Consider the following 19,913-nt stretch of genomic DNA (forward strand, 5'->3'; position numbering starts at 1 on the left):
CACCGCTCAAAAGTGCGTCTACTTTCAAAACAGTTGCTGTACAACCTTTGGAAGTGGGTACGGCAACGGTCAGCCTGGAGTGACACGTGAACAAGCTTATCTCGGCAATAAAAGTCCTTGTGGTGGATGACGAGCCATTGGTTGTCGAAGAACTGTGCGAGTTCATTGAGCGCAATGGTTATCGCTGTGTTCCTTGTCATCGCGGCAAGCAGGCGATCGAGCGTTTCACCGAGTACGAGGATATCGGTCTGGTGCTCTGTGATTTACAGATGCCTGACATGGATGGCATTCAACTCGTCCAGGCACTGCAACAGTTGTCCGGCAAACACCGGGCATTCGAGGCGATCATGCTCACCGGTCACGCCGACAAGCAGGATGTGATCAAGGCCTTGCGCGCCGGGTTCGCTGACTACTATCAAAAACCGATTAATCTGGATGAATTGCTCGAAGGTTTGCAGCGCCAGGAAGTGGTCTTGCAGGAGCGGCAGAAAAACCTGCAGTTGGGGCATTTGAGTCAGAAGCTGCAGTACCTTTGCGAATCGATCGACGAGTTGTATCAGGATCTGGACAAGGTTCGTCGGGGCCCGTCCTCTGTGCCTTTGCCGGATTCGGCTGAGGGTGCATTCAGTGAGGCGGAGCGGGTGCAGATGCCGGCGGTTTTCAATCAGCTGTCGCCACGGCAGCTGGAGGTGGCGCGGTTGGTGGGCAAGGGGCAGACCAATTATCAGATTGCCTGTGAGTTGGGGATTACCGAAAACACGGTGAAGCTTTATGTGTCGCAGGTGTTGCGGTTGACGCACATGCATAACCGCACGCAGGTGGCGTTGGCGTTGTCGCCGGGGAATGCGGGTGTGCGGCGGCTTACTGCGCACTGAGTTTTTTCGGGTGTACGCTGTTTCATCGGTGTACATATCCATTTCTGCGGTAACGGCCGCTTAGGGTTTCGCCCTTACGGCGAGTCCCTTTTGGCAGACGCCCCAAAAGGAACCAAAAGGTCTCGCCCCAAGCGTCCGGCCCCTCGCTAAGGCTCGGCGTTCCTTCGCTCCGGTATCCATCTGGGGGCATCGCCCTACGGTCTGCTTCGCTACGACCTACATGCGATGGGTTCGACTGCGTCGAACGGCGCTGCGCGCCAATCCCCAGATGAACACCTGCGCTCAGCCTCCCGAAGGGGCGGGTGGATCAAGATCAAAAGCCAGATCAAAAGCTGCAGGCGAGCTAACGCTCGGCCTGTTGAGTGGTGAGGGGCGGGGGTACGCCGCTCCACTGTGGGAGCGGGCTTGCCCGCGATGGCTGCCTCACAGGCAATGATGTTTATCGATCAGTAAAAACATCAGAACCTTCCCACATGCTTTTCAGGTTGCCCGTCGGACGCTGCGTCTCTAGCCTTTGTCCGTCGCTGACAATTCAGCGTCCGGGCGTCGCGGCTCGATTCTTGAGGCATAATCGCTCCACCGAACAACAACACTTTTGGGTGTCTGTCGTTTCGTGTCATGGCGACTGTGCGCGGGATACCTTCGGGTATGCCGAGATATGCCTCTGGGATCGGTCCGCGAACCCGCGTACAGCTGCCACCCCAAATTGCATCGCGGCAATTTTGGAAGTGGCTCCATTTCATCCCAGAGGTGTAATCATGTTCAAAGCAACCCCGAATCCCCCAGAAACCGACAACGTTTCCCCCTACGAATCCCTCGATTCGAAAAAACTCCACGACGCCGCTAACCGCGCGCTCGATCACTACCTCAACCCCTCCGCCCTCAAATCCCCCGTGGCCCGCAAACCGAGCACGATGTACATGGTTGCACCAGATATCAAAGACGAAGACCTGTTGGCCCACACCTGCGAATCGTTGGCCCAGGCCAGTGTGATGGCGGGTGATTTTGCGGGGTATCTGGAAGGGCCGCACCGGCACACCGCGATGGCGATTCAACAGATCGTCATGCTGGCTGAACTGGCGGTGAACCGGATGCTGGATAACGTTGCCATACCAAAACCTGCGCCACACAGCTGATCCCCTGTAGAAGCGACTGTGGCGAGGGGGCTTGCCCCCGTTGGGCTGCGAAGCAGCCCCAAAATCTCTGATGTACCAAAGATCTTGTGAGTGCTACGCACTCAAACGGGGGCAAGCCCCCTCGCCACAAGGGATCGCCGCGGTGCCTTTCAACGACCAAAAGCCCGGGCCAATGCGCTGAAGCTGGGGCCCGCCAGTACGATCAGCAATGCCGGGAACAGAAACAACATCATCACCACGGACATTTTCGCGGACATTTTGGAGATGTATTCCTGCAAGCGTGTCAGGCGCCGGTCATCGAGCAGCATTTTGAGCCCCAGCAGCGATTTCATGGCGCCGCCGCCCTGGTGGATCAATTGCTGAAGAATCACGCAGGTGTCGGTGAACTCGTCCACCGCCAGTAACTGGGTGGCCTTGTTCAGTTCTTCGCCCAGTTCCAGGCCGGAATCGACCCGGGTCAATATCAGGCGCAGTTCATGGGTCAGGGCCGGCAGTAATTGTTTGCCTTCGATGCTTAGCACTCGCAACGACTGCTCCACCGCCATGCCGGATTCGAACAGGATGCGCAGCAGTGGAATGAAGGTCGAAATCTCGATCGCCAGTTGTTTTTGTCGACGGTGTGCGGCAATGGCCAGCAAGCGTTTGGGCAGCAAATAACCGAGGGCGGTGGCGAAGGCCGGGGTGACCCAAGGGTTGTTCACCTGCGTAAAGAACACGCTCTGAATAAATACACTCAGGATCAACGCAAGCACCGGTATGCCGATCTGGCAGGCGGCGAACAGCGAGCGTTGCCGAGCGCTGCGCCAGCCGAGGCGGTTGAGCAATATTTGGGTTTCGTTGTCCAGTTTGACCGAGCGCTGACCGATGCGGCTGTTGCCCAGCGCTTGCAACCAGTGACTGACGCGATGGTCGCTCAGCGGTTTGCCGTCAAGGCGTTGAGCCACTTGGCGAGCGCGTCGATGTTGGTCCAGCAGCCCACTGAGCAGCAACAGCGTAGCCCCGAGAAACAACAGTGCGCTGATCAGCAGGGCTATTTTCATACGCTACGCAACATGCGCCACAGCGCCAGGCAACCCACCACCTGCAGGCCAAACGCGGTCGCGAGCATCATTTGCCCCGAGCTGCTGTTCCACATGGCGAGCAGGTATTTCGGATTGGACATCAAGAAGTAGCCGGCCAGCCCCACAGGCATCAGGGCCAGCACCATCGCCGTGATGCGCGTTTCGCCCGTCATGGCGCGCAGTTGGCGGGCCGCCAGGTCGCGTTCGCGGACCATTTTGATCAGGTTCTCAAACAGCTCACTGGCATTACCGCCGTAGCGGTGATTGACCTTCAGGCCCAGCGCGAACAAGCGAAACTCGTCTTTCTCGTACAGTTCGGCAAAGTCCGTGACGGCGTCAGGCAGGCTCACGCCCAGGTGCACGTTGCGCTGAACCCGGCCCATGGCGTTTTTCAGTGGGTCTTCGGCGGCGTCGATGGCGACCAGCACTGCATCGGCCAGGGTGCGTCCAGACTTCAGACTGCGCACCGTGTGATCGAGCATGGGCGGCAGCTGTTCGATCATGCGCTTGAGCCGGCGCCGGTAGCACCAACTGATGTACAGCCGCAGCGCCAGGGGCGGTGCCAGCAAAAACACCAGTAAACCGATCCAGCTGGCGAGGGCAAACCCGAGCAAAATGCCCACGGCCCAGAGCAACAGCCACAACCTCAGGCGCTCGGTGGGACGGCCGAGGCCGGCGCGTAGAAAGGCCCGTTCCAGGCCAGCCCAAGATGATGTCGCCACCATCCGTTGCGGTTGCCCCTGCATCAAGCGACCGAGGGTTCGATCGATGCCGGTCTGGCGCAGGCCGTTGTAGAACAAACGGATCGACACGCCCAGCAATGTCAGGCAAATCAGGATGAGCAGCGCCGGTTTGAGCATGCCGTGATCCTTTAGTGCGATAAGGGAGAAAGCGCCGATTCGCGACGCAGCTTGTCGCCGGCGGGGTTGGCCGCCTCACGCAGAAAACCGAAACCGGTGCGTCGGTCGAAGCGGAACAGCGTATTGGTCACATACACGTCATCCCGAATACCCACGACCTCCACCACTTCGCTGACGCAGCGGCGGCCATCGGGCAGGCGCGTCAACTGAATCACCACGTCCAGCGCGGCACAGATCATTTGCCGCAGGGTGCGTTCGGCGATGGTGCGGCCGGTCAGGCCCACCAGGGTCTCCAGGCGCAACAACGCATCCTGGGCGTTGTTGGCGTGCAGGGTGCTCATGGAACCGTCGTGCCCGGTGTTCATCGCCGTGAGCACGTCGACCACTTCGACACCGCGAATTTCGCCGAGGATTATCCGGTCCGGGCGCATCCGCAGTGCGTTGCGAATCAGGTCGCTGGCCTTCACTTCGCCGTGGCCTTCGGCATTTGGCGGTCGGGTTTCCAGGCGCACCACGTGAGGATGGCCCAGTTGCAGTTCGGCCACGTCTTCAATGGTGACCAGGCGTTCGTGAGGGGCGATCAACTGGCTGAGTATGTTCAGCAACGTGGTCTTGCCGGTGCCGGTACCGCCGCTGACAAGGATGTTGCAGCGCTTGCCCACGGCCTCCTGAATAAACTCATAGATCGCCTGATCGATGGTTTGCATCGCCATCAGATCGGAGCTCTTGAGCATGTCCTTGCGGAATTTTCGAATCGACAGGCACGGGCCATCGAGGGCAATGGGCGGAATGATCGCATTGACCCGGCTGCCATCGGGCAGGCGCGCATCGACCATCGGTGAAGACTCGTCGAGCCGTCGACCCAGGGGCGCGAGAATCCGTTGCATCACCCGCTCGACGTGGTGGTCGTCGATGAAGCGCAGGTCACTGAGGTGCAGCACCCCCTCGCGTTCGACGAACACCCGGTGCGGGCCGTTGACCAGAATTTCGGTCACCGTTGAATCACGCAGCAACACCTCCAGCGGACCGAAACCGGTGAGCTCGTCGACAAGTTCTTCGGCCAGTCGCTCCATCTCGTAACGGGAAATCGCCAGGTGCAGACGGGCGATGTATTCGGCGACTTTGTCGATGACGAACTGCGACAACATTTGCCGCGAACCTTCCAGCAGGTTTTTCCCGGACTCTTCGATGGCGTCGATGATGTAGCGGTGCAGCACCAGCTTCAGGCCTTCATGGTCGGTATTGCCGGCCGGCCTGTGCGAGGGCGCGCCAAAGAGTTTTTCGCCGCTCATGGCGCGCCCCTCAAACGGTCGAACCAGCCGGCCTTGGGTTTGTCCAGGTCTTCGGAGCGTTTGGCCAGGCGTTCGCCGAGGGCGCGCAGGCTTTGGGTCAGGTTTTCGCGCGGCGCCAGTTCGAACAGGCTCAGCCCTTGATTCTTGGCGTTGAGTCGCACTTCGGGGCTGTAGACCAGGACCGCCATGACCTCCATGCCGAAGCTTTTGCTCAAGGTATCGGAGTCTGGCGCAACGTTGCGCAGATAGCGGTCCACCAGCAACCTGGCGTGGTCGAGCTTGAGGCCTTTTTCGCGCCAGCGGCCGAGCACTTCAAGGTTGCGTCGGCAGTCGAGCACATTCTGATCGGTGTACCACAGCAACTTGTCGCAATGACTGACGAAGGTACGCAACGCTTCGCTGTCCGACTGGCCAGTGAGGTTCACCACAACGTGCTGGAAATGCTGGCGCAAGGCGCTGAGCAGCATGTACAGCTCGGCGGCACTGGTCTGTTCCAGCGGTTCGTCGTTGCTGGCGTAGGCGAGAATTCGCAGCCCCGCGTCACAGGTGGTGAAGGCACTGTCGATCAGCGTCGCGTCCAGGCGCCGCAGATGGCGCAACGCGTCGCCGAAATGAAACGAACTCTCCAGCCCCAGCAACGCAAGGCTGTCGCCACGTGGCAGGCCCAGGTCCAGCAACAATGTCTGCTGACCGCTCTTTTGCACTACGTGCGCCAAGTGGTTGGCGAGCAACGCGCCGTCGGCATTGCTCTGCGCGCCGTACAGCACGGTCAGGCCGCCTTGTTGGCTCTGTTGCGTGTTCGGCGCCACGGCTGGCAGGCGTTTGCTCAGGCGTCGCACCAGCCCGGCTACCTCACTGGAACGTGAGCCGTAAGAAACGAAATCCCGCGCGCCGGCACGCATGGCATTGAGCACGAGTTGGTTGTCCATGCCGTCGCCCAAGGCGACGATCGCCAGCATCGGTTTGGCTTGCAGGGCACCTTCGATCAACGCGCTCTGGGCCACCACATGCTCCCGGTCCAGACCCACGAACACCAGGCTGGCGAAGGTCACGTCCACCAGCGTCAAGAGTTCATCGAGGTTGCCGCCACCGGCGCTGATCACCCGGCCCAAAGGGGCAAGCGCACCTTGCAGCCACTCGAAGTCGGTGCTGTTGCGTGTGATCGCGAGGAACGTCTGGCTCAGGTTCTGGGGTTGGCTCATAGCGATAACCCACCGCATGTATCGAAGCCGCCGTTGACGAAAAAGTACCGCGTGAAGCGTCTGCGCATGGAGAAGCGTCCTCGCTGGTTTCAGGGTGTTTGTTGGGTGATTTCATTGCCGCGGATGACTTCCACGCTCGACTTGCGCGGTGCGGCAACGCCCGTGGCGGGTTTGGGGGTGCCGACCAGGGCCAGTTGACTGAATTGCACCAGTTCGCGATGGGCACTGGCCAGGCTCGCTTTTGAGTCGCGGTTGCCGGCCCAGTATTGGTTCAGGCGTTTTTCTTCGGCGCTGCGCACGGCCAGGCGCAAAACCCCGACCTGAGCCGCGAGCATCAGGCGACTCAAGAGGGGTTCAGGGACGGCAAGCAAAACGGTGCGAGCGTTGGCGCGCAGTTGGTCTTGCTTGAGTCGCTCCTCGTGGCTGCGCGCCGGGTGGGCAGGCAGGCCATCGTTCATCAGCCCCAACTGATCACCGACACCGAGCACCCGCAACGCCGGAATCACCACCTGGGCCGATTGCTGGAGGTTGTTGGTGTCCATGCGCAGAAACAGCAAGACGTCGACATAGTCGCCGGGGCTCAGTTGACCACCGACATTGACCACGTCATCCGCCGCCACGGCGAGGGCACGCTCATCGGGGCGGATCATTCGCGCCAGCGCACCGCCGGCTTCGAAACTTTCATCATTGAGCCAGCTGCCGGCAGTCAGTGCGCGCCAGGGCGTACGGCCAATGGCTTGATCGAGACGGGACAGGCTGCCGGCCGGGGCGGTACGGAGTTTTTCCAGCGTCACGTCGGCGGCGCTGATTTGCTCGAACGGCGCGATGTCACGCAACAGCACAACCACTGGCTGGCGAGTCGGGTCGTCTGCTGGCGCCAGTATCGGGGGCGATAAAGTGCCCGATTGCGCGCTGGATTCGGGTGCCGGTTGGCGACTCAATGCCAGCCCCCAGTAACCGGCAATGATGGCGCCTACCAGAAACAGCCCGGCCAGGCCCATGGTGACGCGACTGTTCATGACGGCTCTCCCTTTCCTGCTGCGTAACGCCCCCAAGAGTTCTAATGAGATGACTTCGCAATCAGGCAGCGATGAACATGGAACTATTTCGCTATTTGACGGTAGCGCAGGTAAAGCAAAAAGCCATTACTGGTCGGTAAATATCTGACCCAAAGTAACGGGTTGAAGCCAAAAGCCCTGTTTTATGACGTCGGTGAACCGATTACTACTTAAGTATTAATAGGTTCTTACAGTTGTTGGTCCGGGGTTTGCCGACAATGCTGATGCTGGCATAGGGGAATCATGTTGCGGCCGTGCAACACTCTCCTGTCATAGGAGACACGTCATGTCCTTTACTAAAGTGGTTCAGAAGATCAAATCCGAAATCCATTTGTTCAAAGACCTGGCCAAAGATACGGAGGGGGCCTCGGGTATCGAATACGCGATTATTGCGGGCATGGCAGCGGTTGCATTGGTGGTGTTCATGGAACCTATTTCGGGAGCGGTAACCGATATTTTTACCGTGCTCCGGGATTCGCTGGTGCCTCCTGCTCCTGCTCCTACTCCTTGATGCCGACAGCTTGCTAACCTGCCAGGGCGGTTCTAACGTCAACGCTTGGTCCATTGCAGGTGTTTATTTATGAATGCTCCCGCGCTGCCACGCCAACAGCTGCTTCTGGTCGACGATGAGGAGGATACGTTGCTGGAACTGGCGGAGTTGCTCGAGGGCGAGGGCTTTACTTGTTTTACGGCAACGTCGGTCAAACACGCTCTGCTGCATTTGACGCGTCATCCTGATATTGCGCTGGTGATTACTGATCTGCGGATGCCGGAGGAAAGTGGCATGTCATTGATCAAGCGCTTGCGTGAGCATACGGCCCGTCAGCATTTGCCGGTGATTGTGACGTCGGGGCATGCGGATATGGACGATGTGAGTGATCTGTTGCGGTTGCAGGTGCTGGATTTGTTTCGCAAGCCGATTTATCACGTGCGGTTGTTGGAGACGTTGAATAATTTGTTTCCGCAGCCGCGCGATTTGGTCAGTTCCTGATTCCTCTGCGGACGCTCTGCGTTCGGCTCCTGGGACGCGGAGCGTCCCGGGCTGCATTTCTACGCCAAGCAGGGGAGCGATCAGACCGAACCATCAGGCAACGGGTCGCCACTGCCCCACCATATGCTCCAGCTCTCCCGCGCCCATCAACTGAAAATCCCCGCTGGACCCCGCCTCGCTGGACATCAGCGTCACTTCACTGGGAAGGCGCACCGGTTTCCTGAACTGCACTGCAATTTCGACGTTTGCTGTCGGCAAATGATCGCTCAGGGCTGCCAGCGTGCGGGCCTTGTTCCACAGGCCATGGGCAATGGCGGAAGGGAAACCGAAGAGTTTCGCGCTGATCGCACTCAGGTGGATCGGGTTGTAGTCTCCAGAGACCTTGGCGTATCGGCGGCCAATGTCCGCGGGTGCTTTCCAGTGGGCCACTTCGGTCAGCGACAGCGTCGATGCCAACGCGTCCTCGACCGGCTCGCCTTCCAGTTTGACGCCGCGACAGAGCATCTGGCTTTGCGCCTCCCACAGCACGCCCAACTGGTCGTCGAGCGTCGTCACCAGGTCGAACGTCGCACCCTTGGCATGGGGTTGCAGGTTCTGCACGTTCACGCTGACCCGTACCCGGTGCACACCGCCCATGGGGCGCAGGATACGGACGCGATTGCTCAAGTGAATCAGCCCCAACAGCGGAAACGGAAACGCTTTGGCCGTGAGCAATTGCATTTGCAAGGCAAACGCCAGGATATGTGGATACGTCGGTGGTAGCAGCCCGTTGTCGGCGAAACCACAGACTTTTCGATACGCCTCCAGGCGTTGTGGATCGACATTGACCCAGCAGTGATAACCCAGGTCGGGCAATGTGGTGCCGGTGATTTTGCGGCGCGTTGCCGCCTTCACATACAGCGTTTGCAAGCCCGGTTCGCTATCGAGTGTTTGCCAGTGGGTGGTCATGGTCAGGCTCCCAAAACGCTTTGCCCGCACACGCGCAACGCTTGTCCGGTAAACGCTCCGGTGCCTGGTTGTGCCAGCCAGGCCACGGCTTCGGCGACGTCTTGTGGCAGGCCGCCCTGACCCAACGAACTCATGCGTCGCCCCGCTTCACGCAAGCCGAAGGGCAGTTTCGCGGTCATTTGGGTTTCGATGAACCCAGGCGCCACGGCGTTGATGCTGATGCCGCGCTCACTCAGCAGCGGCGCCCAGGCCTGAGCCAGGCCGATCAGCCCGGCCTTGCTCGCGGCATAATTGGTTTGCCCGCGATTGCCGGCGATGCCGCTGATGGACGCCAGCAGAATCACTCGGCCGTTGTCATGCAAGGTGCCGCTGTCGAGCAGTGCCTTGGTCAGCACTTGCGGCGCGTTGAGGTTGACCGCCAGCACCGCGTCCCAGAATTCCGGGGTCATGTTAGCCAGGGTTTTGTCCCGCGTGATGCCTGCGTTGTGGACCACGATGTCGATGCCGTCGGGCAAGTGTTCGATCAATTGTGCGGCGGCGTCTTCGGCACAAATGTCCAGGGTGATGCCTCGCCCGCCGAGACGTGCGGCCAGGGCCTCGAGATCGTTCTTGGCCGGTGGCACGTCGAGCAGGATCACCTCGGCGCCGTCGCGGGCCAGGGTTTCGGCGATCGAAGCGCCGATGCCGCGCGCCGCGCCCGTCACCAGCGCCTTGCGCCCTGACAGGGGGCGACTCCAGTCCATCACCTGCGCCTCGCATGCCTTCAAGCGAATGACTTGTCCGGAAATGAACGCGCTTTTGGGCGAGAGGAAAAACCGCAGAGGGCCTTCCAGTTGATCTTCGGCGCCTTCGCCGACATAGATCAGCTGCAACGTGCCGCCGCTGCGCAGTTCCTTGGCAAGCGAACGGCTGAAACCTTCCAACGCACGCTGTGCGCTGGCGGCAAACGGGTCGCTCAAGGTCTCTGGCGCCCGGCCAAGAATCACCAGATGCGCATGGTGATCGAGGTTTTTCATCAGCGGCTGGAAGAACTCGCGCAGCTGTTTCAACTGATCGACCTGCACCAGGTCACTGGCGTCGTACACCACGGCTTTGAGTTTCTGGCCGTGGCCGGGAATCCACGCGGTGGCCAGGGTCGGATCGGCACCGTAGCTGTAAATCGTGTCGGTCAGGCGGTTGGCGAGGCTGCTGACCTTTTCTGTCAGCGGGCCGCCACCAATCAACAACGCCCCCTCGATAGGCCGCAATCGGCCTGCTTGCCAGCGTTCCAGTCGTACCGGCGACGGCAGACCCAGGGCACCGACCACACGATGGCCGATGGACGAATTGGCGAAGTCGATATAGCGGTCAGACATGGATCACGCTCCGGTAGTTGGGGTTAAAAGTGTGGACCATGAATGGCAATTAGTCGCTCAACCCACGAGATACGGCCTACGCTTGATCATTGCAGGTTAGTTTGTAATGGGACTTTCGGGGAGCGCAGGCCCGCTCCCGCGGGGTTTGGTGTTCATAGTTGATTAAAAGGAGCTTTTTCATGACTCAGCTGCGCCGCGTCGCGATTATCGGTGGTAACCGTATTCCCTTTGCCCGGTCCAACGGGCCGTACGCCACTGCCAGTAACCAGGCGATGTTAACCGCGGCGCTGGAAGGCCTGATCGAGCGCTATAACCTGCACGGTGTGCGCATGGGCGAAGTGGCGGCGGGTGCGCTGCTCAAGTATTTGCGCGATTACGGCCTGACCCGCGAATGCGTGCTCGGCTCGCGGTTGTCGCCGATGACACCGGCCTACGACATCCAGCAAGCCTGCGGCACTGGGCTGGAGGCGACGTTGCTGGTGGCGAATAAAATCGCCCTGGGTCAGATCGAATGTGGCATTGCCGGTGGCGTCGACACCGCCTCGGACGTGCCGATCGGGGTCAACGAAAGCCTGCGCAAGCTCCTCCTGCAGGCCAACCGCGCCAAAAGCACCGCCGACAAACTGAAAACCTTCCTGCAACTGCGCCCCCGCCATTTGATGCCCGATTTTCCAAGCATCGGCGAGCCACGCACCGGGCGGTCGATGGGCGAACACTGTGAATTGATGGCCCAGACCTGGAGCATCCCCCGTGACGAACAAGATCAGTTGACCCAGCAAAGCCATCAGAAACTGGCCGCGTCCTACGCCGAAGGCTGGCACAACGATTTGATGACGCCGTTCCTCGGCCTGACCCGGGACAACAATCTGCGCCCGGACCTGACCCTGGAAAAACTCGCCTCACTGAAACCGGCCTTCGAGAAAAGCGCCAAGGGCACCTTGACCGCAGGCAATTCCACGCCACTCACTGATGGTGCGTCGGTGGTATTGCTGGGCAGTGAGGAATGGGCGAACGAGCGCGGCTTGCCGATCCTCGCCTATTGGCGCGATGGCGAGGCGGCAGCGGTGGATTTCGTCAACGGGGCCGAAGGCCTGTTGATGGCGCCGGCATATGCCGTGCCGCGGTTACTGGCGCGCAATGGCCTGACCTTGCAGGACTTCGATTACTACGAAATCCACGAAGCGTTCGCCGCGCAGGTGCTCTGCACACTCAAGGCCTGGGAAGATCCGCAGTTCTGCAAAACCCGTCTCGGCCTCAACGCGCCACTGGGCTCCATCGACCGCAGCCGCCTCAACGTCAAGGGCAGCTCACTGGCCGCCGGGCATCCGTTTGCCGCCACTGGTGCGCGCATCGTTGCCAACCTGGCGAAGCTGCTGGATGCGGCGGGCAAGGGCCGAGGCTTGATCTCGATCTGCGCCGCCGGCGGGCAGGGCGTGACGGCGATTATCGAGCGCTGATTGCTGATTGCTGATTGCTGATTGCTGATTGCTGATTTCTGATTACTGGGGGTTTAGCAGTGCCGCGCGGGAGGTGGGGTTTTCCCTGCCACTGCCCCGGAGCTTCCGCGGTTGGCGCCAGCGCATGCGGCTGCTGTCGTCGCTGAGTTTGCTGGAGGATGAGAACAGCGTGACCCGCGCTGCGCTGTCTTGCGGGTACGACTCGACGTCGGCGTTTATTGCGGCGTTCAAGGGGGGTTCGGGTTTACCCCGGGGGAATTGTTCAGGCAGTGATGACGCCTTCGCGGGCAAGCCTCGCTCCTACAGGGATCGCATCCGACACAAAACCTGTAGGAGCGAGGCTTGCCCGCGAAGAGGCCAGCACATTCAACATCTCTGTTGGCTGACAATCTGTCTTCGCGAGCAAGCCCGCTCCCACACTGGATCTGCGGTGTTCTTGGATATCAGGTTCTGAACCGCCGAACCAACCCATCCAACTCATTCGACAACCCCGCCAGGCTCTGGGAATCGAGCCGCGCCGAGTTCGCCAGTTCTGCCACCAACTGCGCATCGCCGTGAATCTGGCTGATGTGGCGATTGATGTCTTCTGCCACTTGGTGCTGTTCCTCTGCCGCCGTAGCGATTTGAGTGTTCATGTCGCGAATCACATCGACCGACTCACGAATCTGCCCAAAGCTGCTGCGCGCTTCGCCGATGCGGGTCACCGATTGCTGCGACACTTCCAGGCTCGCATGCATTTGCTGGGTCACCTGGCTGGTGCGTTTGGCCAGGTTGCCCAGCAGCCCGTCGATTTCCGCCGTGGAGTCGGCAGTGCGTTTGGCCAGGGCGCGAACTTCATCCGCCACCACCGCAAAACCACGACCCTGTTCACCGGCCCGGGCCGCTTCGATGGCGGCGTTCAGCGCCAGCAGGTTGGTCTGTTCAGCAATGGAGCGAATGGTCCCCAGGATCGACTGAATGTCATTGCTATCGCGCTCGAGCTGTTGCATCGATTGCGCCGATTGTTCGATTTCCTGGCTCAAGCGATCGACACTGCTCACTGCGGCATCGATCTGCTGCTGACCTTCGCGCGCCTGGCGCTGGCCGCTGTCGGCCGACTCGGCGGCCTGGCTGCAGGAGCGTGCGACTTCGTTGGCGGTGGCGACCATTTGGTGAAACGCCGTGGACACCATATCCACCGCTTCACGCTGGCGCCCGGCGGCTTCGGCCATGTCGCTGGAGACCTGCGTCGAGCTCTGGGAGGTGGCGAGGATCTTGGTCGCGGCGCCGCCGATGCTTTGAATCAGGTTGCGAATCGCCGCCAGAAACTGGTTGAACCAGTTGGCCAGTTGCGCGGTTTCATCACTGCCACGGATGTGCAGGTTCCGGGTCAGATCGCCTTCACCTTGGGCGATGCCTTCCAGGCCGCTGGCCACGCTGCGGATCGGCCGCACGATCAGGCTGGCGAAACTGGCGCCGACGATGGCAAAGAACACTGCCAGTACCGCCGCGATGATCGCGATCAGCCAGGTCAGTTGAGTGGCTGAACTCATCACCTCGGTCTGCTTGATCAAGCCGATAAAGGTCCAGCCCAATTGTTCCGACGGCCAGACGTTGGCCATGTAGCGCTCGCCGTTGAGCTCGACTTCCACCAGCCCTTTACCCGCCTTGGCGAGTTGCGCGTAACCGTCGCCCAGACTGGTCAGGGCTTTGAAGTTGTTTGCTGGTTGCTTCGGATCGACCAGTATGTTGCCGGTGTTTTCCACCAGCATCAGGTAGCCGGTTTCGCCGAGTTTGATCTGTTTGACGATTTCGGTGAGCTGCTTGAGCGTCACGTCGATGCTGACCACACCGCCATTGCTGCCCAGTTTGTTATCGATGGTACGCACGGTGCTGACGTAGGTCGCGTCATCCTGAGCCCAGTAATAGGCCTCGGTACGCAATGGCTTGCCGGGTTTGGCCTGCGCGGCTTTATACCAGGGGCGCTGGCGTGGGTCGTAATTGTTCAGCTTCGCATCGTCCGGCCAGGACACGTAACCGCCCGCTGCCGTACCGAGGATGGCATAGGCGTAGGCCGGGTGGCTGTTGCCCAGGTCCTGGAGGAGGGCGAAGATCTTTTTGTCCGGCTCGCCTTGGGGAATGCTCTCGGCGTTGGCGCTCATGTAGGTCTTGAGGCTGTCGTCGGAGTTCTTGATCAGCGGTTGAGTGGCCAGGTAATCGACGTTCTGGCTGATGCCGTCAAAAAACAGCTGCATGGCATTGCTGACCTGACGAATCTCCCGGCCGCTGCCGTCGACAAAGGTATCCTTGGCATCGCTGCGCAAATTCAGCACCACGAGGGTGGCGACCAGCACCACGGGCAAGCAGGCGATGATTGCAAACGCCCAGGTCAATTTCTGTTTGATGTTCATCCGCACTCCAGTTTTTTCTTGTAGGCCCACGCAGTGCAGATGACTCGCGGATTATTGGCAGCCGAAAACGTTAGATACCCCGATCCTTGAGTGCGCCCTTGTTATCGTTGTCGGGGCGATTGTCGGACAATTCCTTTTCTCTCTAATGACTTCGGCTGAGGAACGGGGAAATTGAGGCCTGTTGAGAAAAATCCGGCGAAGGGTAGGGGATTCGTGTCAGATTCTGTCGCAAATGCCCCTGTAGCCCTTCGTCAACAAGCGACGCAGGCTCAGCTATGATCCCGGGCGGTCAATGAGTGGTGCACGATTAATCCGGCACATTGTGTGCTTCTCGATGTTCATGGGAACGTTCATAGGTCGGCAACCCCTCCCGCGAATGCAAGGATTGCCGTATAACGAATGACTTTCGCGTGTTTGGTAATAAAGGACCCACAATAAAAGCTGATGAAGACTCCAAAACGCATTGAACCCCTGATCGAGGACGGTCTGGTCGACGAGGTGCTGCGCCCACTCATGAGTGGTAAAGAAGCAGCTGTTTATGTGGTGCGCTGCGGCAACGAGCTGCGTTGTGCCAAGGTCTACAAGGAGGCGAATAAACGCAGTTTTCGTCAGGCGGCCGAGTATCAGGAAGGCCGTAAGGTGCGCAACAGCCGGCAGGCTCGAGCGATGGCCAAGGGCTCCAAGTTCGGCAAGAAAGAAACCGAAGACGCCTGGCAGAATGCCGAGGTAGCGGCGTTGTTCCGCCTGGCCGGTGCCGGTGTGCGCGTCCCCAAGCCGTACGACTTCCTCGAAGGCGTGCTGCTGATGGAACTGGTGGCCGACGAGTACGGCGATGCCGCGCCGCGTCTGAACGATGTGGTGCTGGAGCCGGACCAGGCGCGCGAATATCACGCGTTTCTGATTTCCCAGATCGTGCTGATGTTGTGTACCGGTCTGGTGCACGGTGACCTGTCCGAGTTCAACGTGCTGCTGACGCCAACCGGCCCGGTCATCATCGACCTGCCGCAAGCAGTGGATGCGGCGGGCAACAACCACGCGTTCAACATGCTGGAACGTGACGTGGGCAACATGGCGTCGTACTTCGGTCGCTTTGCACCGGAGTTGAAACGCACCAAGTACGCCAAGGAAATGTGGGCGTTGTATGAAGCCGGCACCTTGCACCCGGCCAGTGTATTGACCGGCGAGTTCGACGAGCCGGAAGAGCTGGCCGACGTCGGCGGAATCATGCGCGAAATCGAGGCGGCCCGTCTCGATGAAGAGCGTAAGCAAGCGATCCGCGCTGCGGACGACGCGCCACCGAGCAAAGCCGAAGAACCGCCTCCGCCCTGGATGCAGTGATCGGCAACCAAAAAAAACCGGCTTCGGCCGGTTTTTTGTGGTTGCCTGGCTCTGAAATCTTCAAACGCTGGGAACCACATACTCTGTGGCGAGGGGGCTTGCCCCCGTTCGGCTGCGAAGCAGCCCCAGAATCTCTGATGTACCAAAGATCTTGTGAGCGCTACGCACTCAAACGGGGCAAGCCCCCTCGCCACAACCCGATGCCAGCTCCTTGAGGATCGGGCAGTCCGGGCGATGGTCGCCGTGGCAATGTTCTACCAGGTCTTGCAGGGTGTCGCGCAATTGCCCGAGTTCGCGAATCTTCTGGTTCAGCTCGTCGATGTGCTGACGGGCCAGCGCCTTCACATCAGCGCTGGCGCGCTGGCGGTCCTGCCAGAGGGTCAGCAGTTTGCCGACCTCTTCCAGCGAAAACCCCAAATCCCGAGAGCGCTTGATGAATGCCAGGGTGTGCAGATCGTCGTCGCCATAGACCCGATAGCCACTGTCGGTGCGATGGGCCGCCTTGAGCAGGCCGATGGATTCGTAATAACGGATCATCTTCGCGCTCAGACCGCTCTGGCGGGCCGCTTGGCCAATGTTCATTGGTCGTCCTCCAGGTCTTTGGGTTTCCAGGTCTTCAACAGTAACGCATTGCTCACCACGCTGACGCTCGACAGCGCCATGGCTGCGCCGGCCAGCACCGGGTTGAGGAAGCCGAACGCCGCCAGTGGCAGACCAATAAGGTTATAGACGAAGGCCCAGAACAGGTTTTGGCGAATCTTCGCGTAGGTCTTGCGGCTGATCTCCAGCGCCGCCGGCACCAGCCGTGGGTCGCCGCGCATCAGAGTGATCCCGGCCGCGTGCATGGCGACGTCGGTGCCGCCGCCCATGGCGATGCCGATGTCTGCCGCGGCGAGGGCCGGTGCGTCGTTGATGCCGTCGCCGACCATTGCCACCACGCCGGTTTTTTTCAGGGCCGCGACGGTGGCGGCTTTGTCCGCCGGCAATACTTCGGCGTGGACATCGCTGATGCCCAGTGCCTCGGCGACCACTTTGGCGCTGCCGCGGTTATCACCGGTCAGCAGGTGGCTGCTGATGTTCCGTGCGCCCAGTTGTTGCACCGCTTGCAGGGCGCCGGGTTTGAGCGTGTCACCGAAAGCGAACAGGCCGAGCACTCGTGGTTCAGGGCTTTGTGCGATCAGCCAGGACAGGGTCCGGCCTTCGGTTTCCCAGGCGGTTGCAGAGTCGGCCAATGGCCCGGCGCTCAGGCCGCTTTCTTCCAGCAGGCGCCGATTGCCCAACGCCAATCGCCGTCCCTCGAGATTGCCGGCAATGCCGCGCCCGGTCAGCGATTGACTGTCGCTGACATCCGCCACGTTCAGGCCGCGTTCGGCGCAGGCATCCAGCACTGCCTTGGCCAACGGATGTTCACTGCCGCGTTGCAGGGCACCAGCCATTTGCAGCACGGCGGCTTCGTCACCTTCGAGGGCGCTCAGATGTGCAATGCGCGGCGTACCCGACGTCAGCGTGCCGGTCTTGTCGAACACCACCGTGCTGACTTCATGGGCGCGCTCCAACGCTTCGGCGTCCTTGATCAGAATCCCGTAGCGGGCGGCCACACCGGTGCCGGCCATGATGGCCGTCGGCGTGGCCAGCCCGAGTGCACAAGGGCAGGCGATCACCAACACCGCGACCGCATTGATCAGTGCGGTTTCCAGTGGCGCGCCGTACAGCCACCAACCGATCAGGGTCGCCAGCGCAATCAGCAGCACCACGGGCACGAACACCTGGCTGACTTTATCCACCAGTTTCTGGATTGGTGCTTTCGCCGCCTGCGCGTCTTCGACCAGGCGGATGATCCGCGCCAGCACGGTTTCTGCGCCGAGCGCCAAGGTTTGAACCAACAACCGACCTTCGCCATTGATGGCGCCGCCGGTGACCTTGTCACCCGGTTGTTTTGGCACCGGCAGGCTCTCGCCGCTGATCAGTGCTTCATCGGCGTGGCTCTGGCCTTGCACAACGATGCCATCCACCGGGAAGCGTTCGCCGGGCTTGACCAGGACCAGATCGTCGAGGCGCAAAGCGCTGATCGCAACGTCCCGCTCGCGACCATCGATCACCTGAATGGCTCGCTCCGGACGCAAGGCTTCAAGGGCGCGGATGGCGCTGGCGGTCTGACGCTTGGCGCGGCTTTCCAGGTATTTGCCCAACAGCACCAGCGCGATCACCACCGCCGAGGCTTCGAAATACAGGTGCGGCATGCGCCCGGCAGCGGTGGCCCACTCGTAAACACTCAGGCCATAGCCGGCGCTGGTGCCCAGGGCGACCAATAAATCCATGTTGCCGGCACCTGCGCGCACGGCTTTCCACGCCGCGACATAGAAGCGCGCGCCGAAGATGAACTGCACCGGGGTGGCCAGCGCGAACTGCACCCACGCCGGGAGCATCCAGTGCACACCGAAAGGTTGCAGCACCATCGGTAGCACCAGCGGCAAAGCGAAGGCGATGGCCGCCAGCAAGGCCCAGCGTTCGCGATGCAGGCGTTGCTGTTGAACGTCGGCTTGCGGGTGTTCGACTTCCCAGACGCTGGCGGAGTAACCGGCTTTGGTCACGGCGTCGATCAGGGGTTGCGGATCGACCTGGCCGAGCAGTTCGAGGTGCGCCCGTTCGTTGGCCAGGTTAACGCTGACACTCTTCACGCCCGGCACCTTGACCAGCGCCCGTTCGACGCGGCCGACACAGGACGCGCAAGTCATGCCGTCGATGCTCAATTCCAGGGTTTGCTGGGGCACGCTGTAACCGGCCTGCTGCACCGCGTCCACCAAGGCCGGCAGGCTGTCGCTGGGCGCTTGAACCCGGGCTTGTTCGGTGGCCAGGTTGACGCTGACGGCCGTGGCGCCGATGACGTTGCTCAAGGCCCGCTCGACACGGCCCGCGCAACTGGCGCAGGTCATACCGGCAATTGGCAGATCGAAAGTAGTGGATTCGGACATCGGTCACGCTCCCTGTAGAAATTGCCTACAGGATCAACCTTGCCATGCGGGCAAGGTCAAGTGCCATGTCTCAGATCAAAAGATCGCAGCCTTCGGCAGCTCCTACGGGATCGGGTTAACACGCGGTCAATGTAGGAGCTGCCGAAGGCTGCGATCTTTTTACAGACGACTCAATACTCGAGGGCCGCAGGCTTGAGGTACATCCCTTCCTGCGTCATCGCAATCCGGAACTTCAACACATCCCCGGCCTTGAGCGTGATGTTCTGCGACCCCGGCGCGAGCATGCCCGGGTTGCAACCCGGTGCCTGGCCCGGCAGCAGTTTGAGGCGCAGGGACACATTGCCCGGCGCCAGGTTGAACGAGGTACTCTGTTCCTGGAACAGTCGCGCCGATAGCTGATCGTGGATGTACACGCCGATCTCGCAGGAAGTCGACACTTCAAGGCGCTCGCGGGAAATGATCAGCACGCCGTAATCCTCCCCGGCGGCTTGGGCCGAAGGTGTCGCGGCAAATAGGCTGAGGAAGCCAAACAGGCTGAGAGCTGACCAGCGCATGGCTGAATCTCCTGATGTCGAGTCAAAGTTGGACGCAGCTTGGCCGAGCATGACGCCGATTGCCAGCCCGGCAGCTTGCTTGAGAACTTGACCTTGCCATGGTGGCAAGCTCGAGACTGCGCTCAACCCTATTAAAAGGCACCATCAAGGAGACGTCCCGTGCAAGTGTTCAATGTTGAAGGCATGTCCTGCGGTCATTGCGTCAAGGCCATCACCCAAGCGCTGCAAGCCAAGGACCCCGCGGCCAGCGTGCGTATTGATCTGGCGGCAAAAGAAGTCGGCGTTGAAAGTGCGTTGACGGCCGATCAGGTGATCGCCGCGATCAGCGAAGAGGGCTACGGCGTCAAACTGGCCTGAGAGTTTTTTTGATAGTTAGCGACCTAACGGAATGTTCAAGGCGTCCACGCCCGGCTAGACTGTCGAC

At 60.6% G+C, this 19,913-nt stretch carries 18 protein-coding genes and 2 pseudogenes; 8 read left to right on the top strand and 12 right to left on the bottom strand.

Annotation, left to right across the window (positions count from 1 at the left end):
• Nucleotides 1-86 precede the first annotated feature (86 nt).
• Complete coding sequence (locus FHW68_RS16460) at nucleotides 87-875, top strand: response regulator transcription factor (RefSeq protein ID WP_095634115.1); 789 nt, start codon at nucleotides 87-89, stop codon at nucleotides 873-875.
• Between the two features lie 758 nt (nucleotides 876-1,633).
• Nucleotides 1,634-2,011, top strand: a complete 378-nt coding sequence (locus FHW68_RS16465; protein WP_183681357.1) for a DUF6124 family protein — start codon at nucleotides 1,634-1,636, stop codon at nucleotides 2,009-2,011.
• 149 nt (nucleotides 2,012-2,160) lie between these two features.
• On the opposite strand, the gene FHW68_RS16470 is transcribed toward FHW68_RS16465, so the two are convergent.
• The 5 genes from FHW68_RS16470 to cpaB form a co-directional block, all read right to left on the bottom strand.
• The gene (locus FHW68_RS16470) at nucleotides 2,161-3,051 is read right to left on the bottom strand and encodes a type II secretion system F family protein (protein ID WP_183681360.1); all 891 of its coding nucleotides are present in this window, start codon (nucleotides 3,049-3,051) and stop codon (nucleotides 2,161-2,163) included.
• Nucleotides 3,048-3,932 carry a type II secretion system F family protein gene (locus tag FHW68_RS16475; protein ID WP_183681363.1) on the bottom strand — a complete coding sequence of 295 codons (885 nt, stop codon included), beginning with the start codon at nucleotides 3,930-3,932 and terminating at the stop codon, nucleotides 3,048-3,050. The genes FHW68_RS16470 and FHW68_RS16475 overlap by 4 nt, the downstream gene beginning before the upstream one ends.
• An 11-nt stretch (nucleotides 3,933-3,943) precedes the next feature.
• Entirely contained in the window at nucleotides 3,944-5,224 is a 1,281-nt protein-coding gene (locus FHW68_RS16480; RefSeq protein WP_183681367.1) for a CpaF family protein, read from the bottom strand.
• Nucleotides 5,221-6,426, bottom strand: coding sequence for a pilus assembly protein (locus FHW68_RS16485; RefSeq protein ID WP_183681370.1), 1,206 nt, complete (start codon nucleotides 6,424-6,426; stop codon nucleotides 5,221-5,223). Before FHW68_RS16485 ends, FHW68_RS16480 begins: the two co-directional genes overlap by 4 nt.
• Nucleotides 6,427-6,515: 89 nt before the next feature.
• Nucleotides 6,516-7,445: a Flp pilus assembly protein CpaB gene (gene cpaB / locus FHW68_RS16490; RefSeq protein WP_183681373.1), complete on the bottom strand. Its 930-nt coding sequence runs from the start codon at nucleotides 7,443-7,445 to the stop codon at nucleotides 6,516-6,518.
• Between the two features lie 325 nt (nucleotides 7,446-7,770).
• Here cpaB and FHW68_RS16495 point away from each other — a divergent pair, with 325 nt between their 5' ends.
• Together FHW68_RS16495 and FHW68_RS16500 are read left to right on the top strand one after the other, a co-directional pair.
• The gene (locus FHW68_RS16495) at nucleotides 7,771-7,995 is read left to right on the top strand and encodes a Flp family type IVb pilin (RefSeq protein WP_095634122.1); all 225 of its coding nucleotides are present in this window, start codon (nucleotides 7,771-7,773) and stop codon (nucleotides 7,993-7,995) included.
• Nucleotides 7,996-8,064: 69 nt separating this feature from the next.
• Nucleotides 8,065-8,475, top strand: a complete 411-nt coding sequence (locus FHW68_RS16500) for a response regulator (protein ID WP_095634123.1) — start codon at nucleotides 8,065-8,067, stop codon at nucleotides 8,473-8,475.
• A 93-nt stretch (nucleotides 8,476-8,568) separates the two neighbouring features.
• Here FHW68_RS16500 and FHW68_RS16505 read toward each other — a convergent pair whose 3' ends face one another.
• The gene (locus tag FHW68_RS16505; protein ID WP_183681376.1) at nucleotides 8,569-9,423 is read right to left on the bottom strand and encodes a MaoC/PaaZ C-terminal domain-containing protein; all 855 of its coding nucleotides are present in this window, start codon (nucleotides 9,421-9,423) and stop codon (nucleotides 8,569-8,571) included.
• 2 nt (nucleotides 9,424-9,425) lie between these two features.
• The gene (locus FHW68_RS16510) at nucleotides 9,426-10,778 is read right to left on the bottom strand and encodes a 3-oxoacyl-ACP reductase (protein WP_183681378.1); all 1,353 of its coding nucleotides are present in this window, start codon (nucleotides 10,776-10,778) and stop codon (nucleotides 9,426-9,428) included.
• Between the two features lie 179 nt (nucleotides 10,779-10,957).
• Between FHW68_RS16510 and FHW68_RS16515 the strand changes: the two genes are divergently transcribed.
• Together FHW68_RS16515 and FHW68_RS16520 are read left to right on the top strand one after the other, a co-directional pair.
• A complete protein-coding gene (locus FHW68_RS16515) occupies nucleotides 10,958-12,235 on the top strand; it encodes an acetyl-CoA C-acetyltransferase (RefSeq protein ID WP_183681382.1) in 1,278 nt (425 codons plus the stop codon).
• Nucleotides 12,236-12,335: 100 nt separating this feature from the next.
• Nucleotides 12,336-12,508: pseudogene (locus FHW68_RS16520) on the top strand (helix-turn-helix domain-containing protein); the annotation flags it as partial.
• Nucleotides 12,509-12,678: 170 nt separating this feature from the next.
• Here FHW68_RS16520 and FHW68_RS27545 read toward each other — a convergent pair.
• Nucleotides 12,679-13,446: a methyl-accepting chemotaxis protein gene (locus FHW68_RS27545; protein WP_371916224.1), complete on the bottom strand. Its 768-nt coding sequence runs from the start codon at nucleotides 13,444-13,446 to the stop codon at nucleotides 12,679-12,681.
• Between the two features lie 90 nt (nucleotides 13,447-13,536).
• Nucleotides 13,537-14,625: pseudogene (locus FHW68_RS27550) on the bottom strand (cache domain-containing protein); the annotation flags it as partial.
• Between the two features lie 444 nt (nucleotides 14,626-15,069).
• Here FHW68_RS27550 and FHW68_RS16530 point away from each other — a divergent pair.
• On the top strand, nucleotides 15,070-15,963 hold the full coding sequence (locus tag FHW68_RS16530) for a PA4780 family RIO1-like protein kinase (protein ID WP_007907116.1): 894 nt from the start codon (nucleotides 15,070-15,072) through the stop codon (nucleotides 15,961-15,963).
• 168 nt (nucleotides 15,964-16,131) lie between these two features.
• Here FHW68_RS16530 and cueR read toward each other — a convergent pair whose 3' ends face one another.
• The 3 genes from cueR to FHW68_RS16545 all read right to left on the bottom strand — a co-directional run bounded on the left by cueR (nucleotide 16,132) and on the right by FHW68_RS16545 (nucleotide 19,489).
• Nucleotides 16,132-16,545: a Cu(I)-responsive transcriptional regulator gene (gene cueR / locus FHW68_RS16535; protein ID WP_183681388.1), complete on the bottom strand. Its 414-nt coding sequence runs from the start codon at nucleotides 16,543-16,545 to the stop codon at nucleotides 16,132-16,134.
• Nucleotides 16,542-18,935 carry a heavy metal translocating P-type ATPase gene (locus FHW68_RS16540; protein ID WP_183681390.1) on the bottom strand — a complete coding sequence of 798 codons (2,394 nt, stop codon included), beginning with the start codon at nucleotides 18,933-18,935 and terminating at the stop codon, nucleotides 16,542-16,544. The genes cueR and FHW68_RS16540 overlap by 4 nt, the downstream gene beginning before the upstream one ends.
• Before the next feature lie 170 nt (nucleotides 18,936-19,105).
• Nucleotides 19,106-19,489 carry a hypothetical protein gene (locus tag FHW68_RS16545; RefSeq protein ID WP_183681393.1) on the bottom strand — a complete coding sequence of 128 codons (384 nt, stop codon included), beginning with the start codon at nucleotides 19,487-19,489 and terminating at the stop codon, nucleotides 19,106-19,108.
• A gap of 159 nt (nucleotides 19,490-19,648) precedes the next feature.
• Here FHW68_RS16545 and FHW68_RS16550 point away from each other — a divergent pair, with 159 nt between their 5' ends.
• Nucleotides 19,649-19,846, top strand: coding sequence for a heavy-metal-associated domain-containing protein (locus FHW68_RS16550; RefSeq protein ID WP_008069687.1), 198 nt, complete (start codon nucleotides 19,649-19,651; stop codon nucleotides 19,844-19,846).
• Nucleotides 19,847-19,913 lie beyond the last annotated feature (67 nt).

Origin of the sequence: Pseudomonas sp. Tn43 (assembly GCF_014192635.1) — a bacterium.
Taxonomy (GTDB): domain Bacteria; phylum Pseudomonadota; class Gammaproteobacteria; order Pseudomonadales; family Pseudomonadaceae; genus Aquipseudomonas.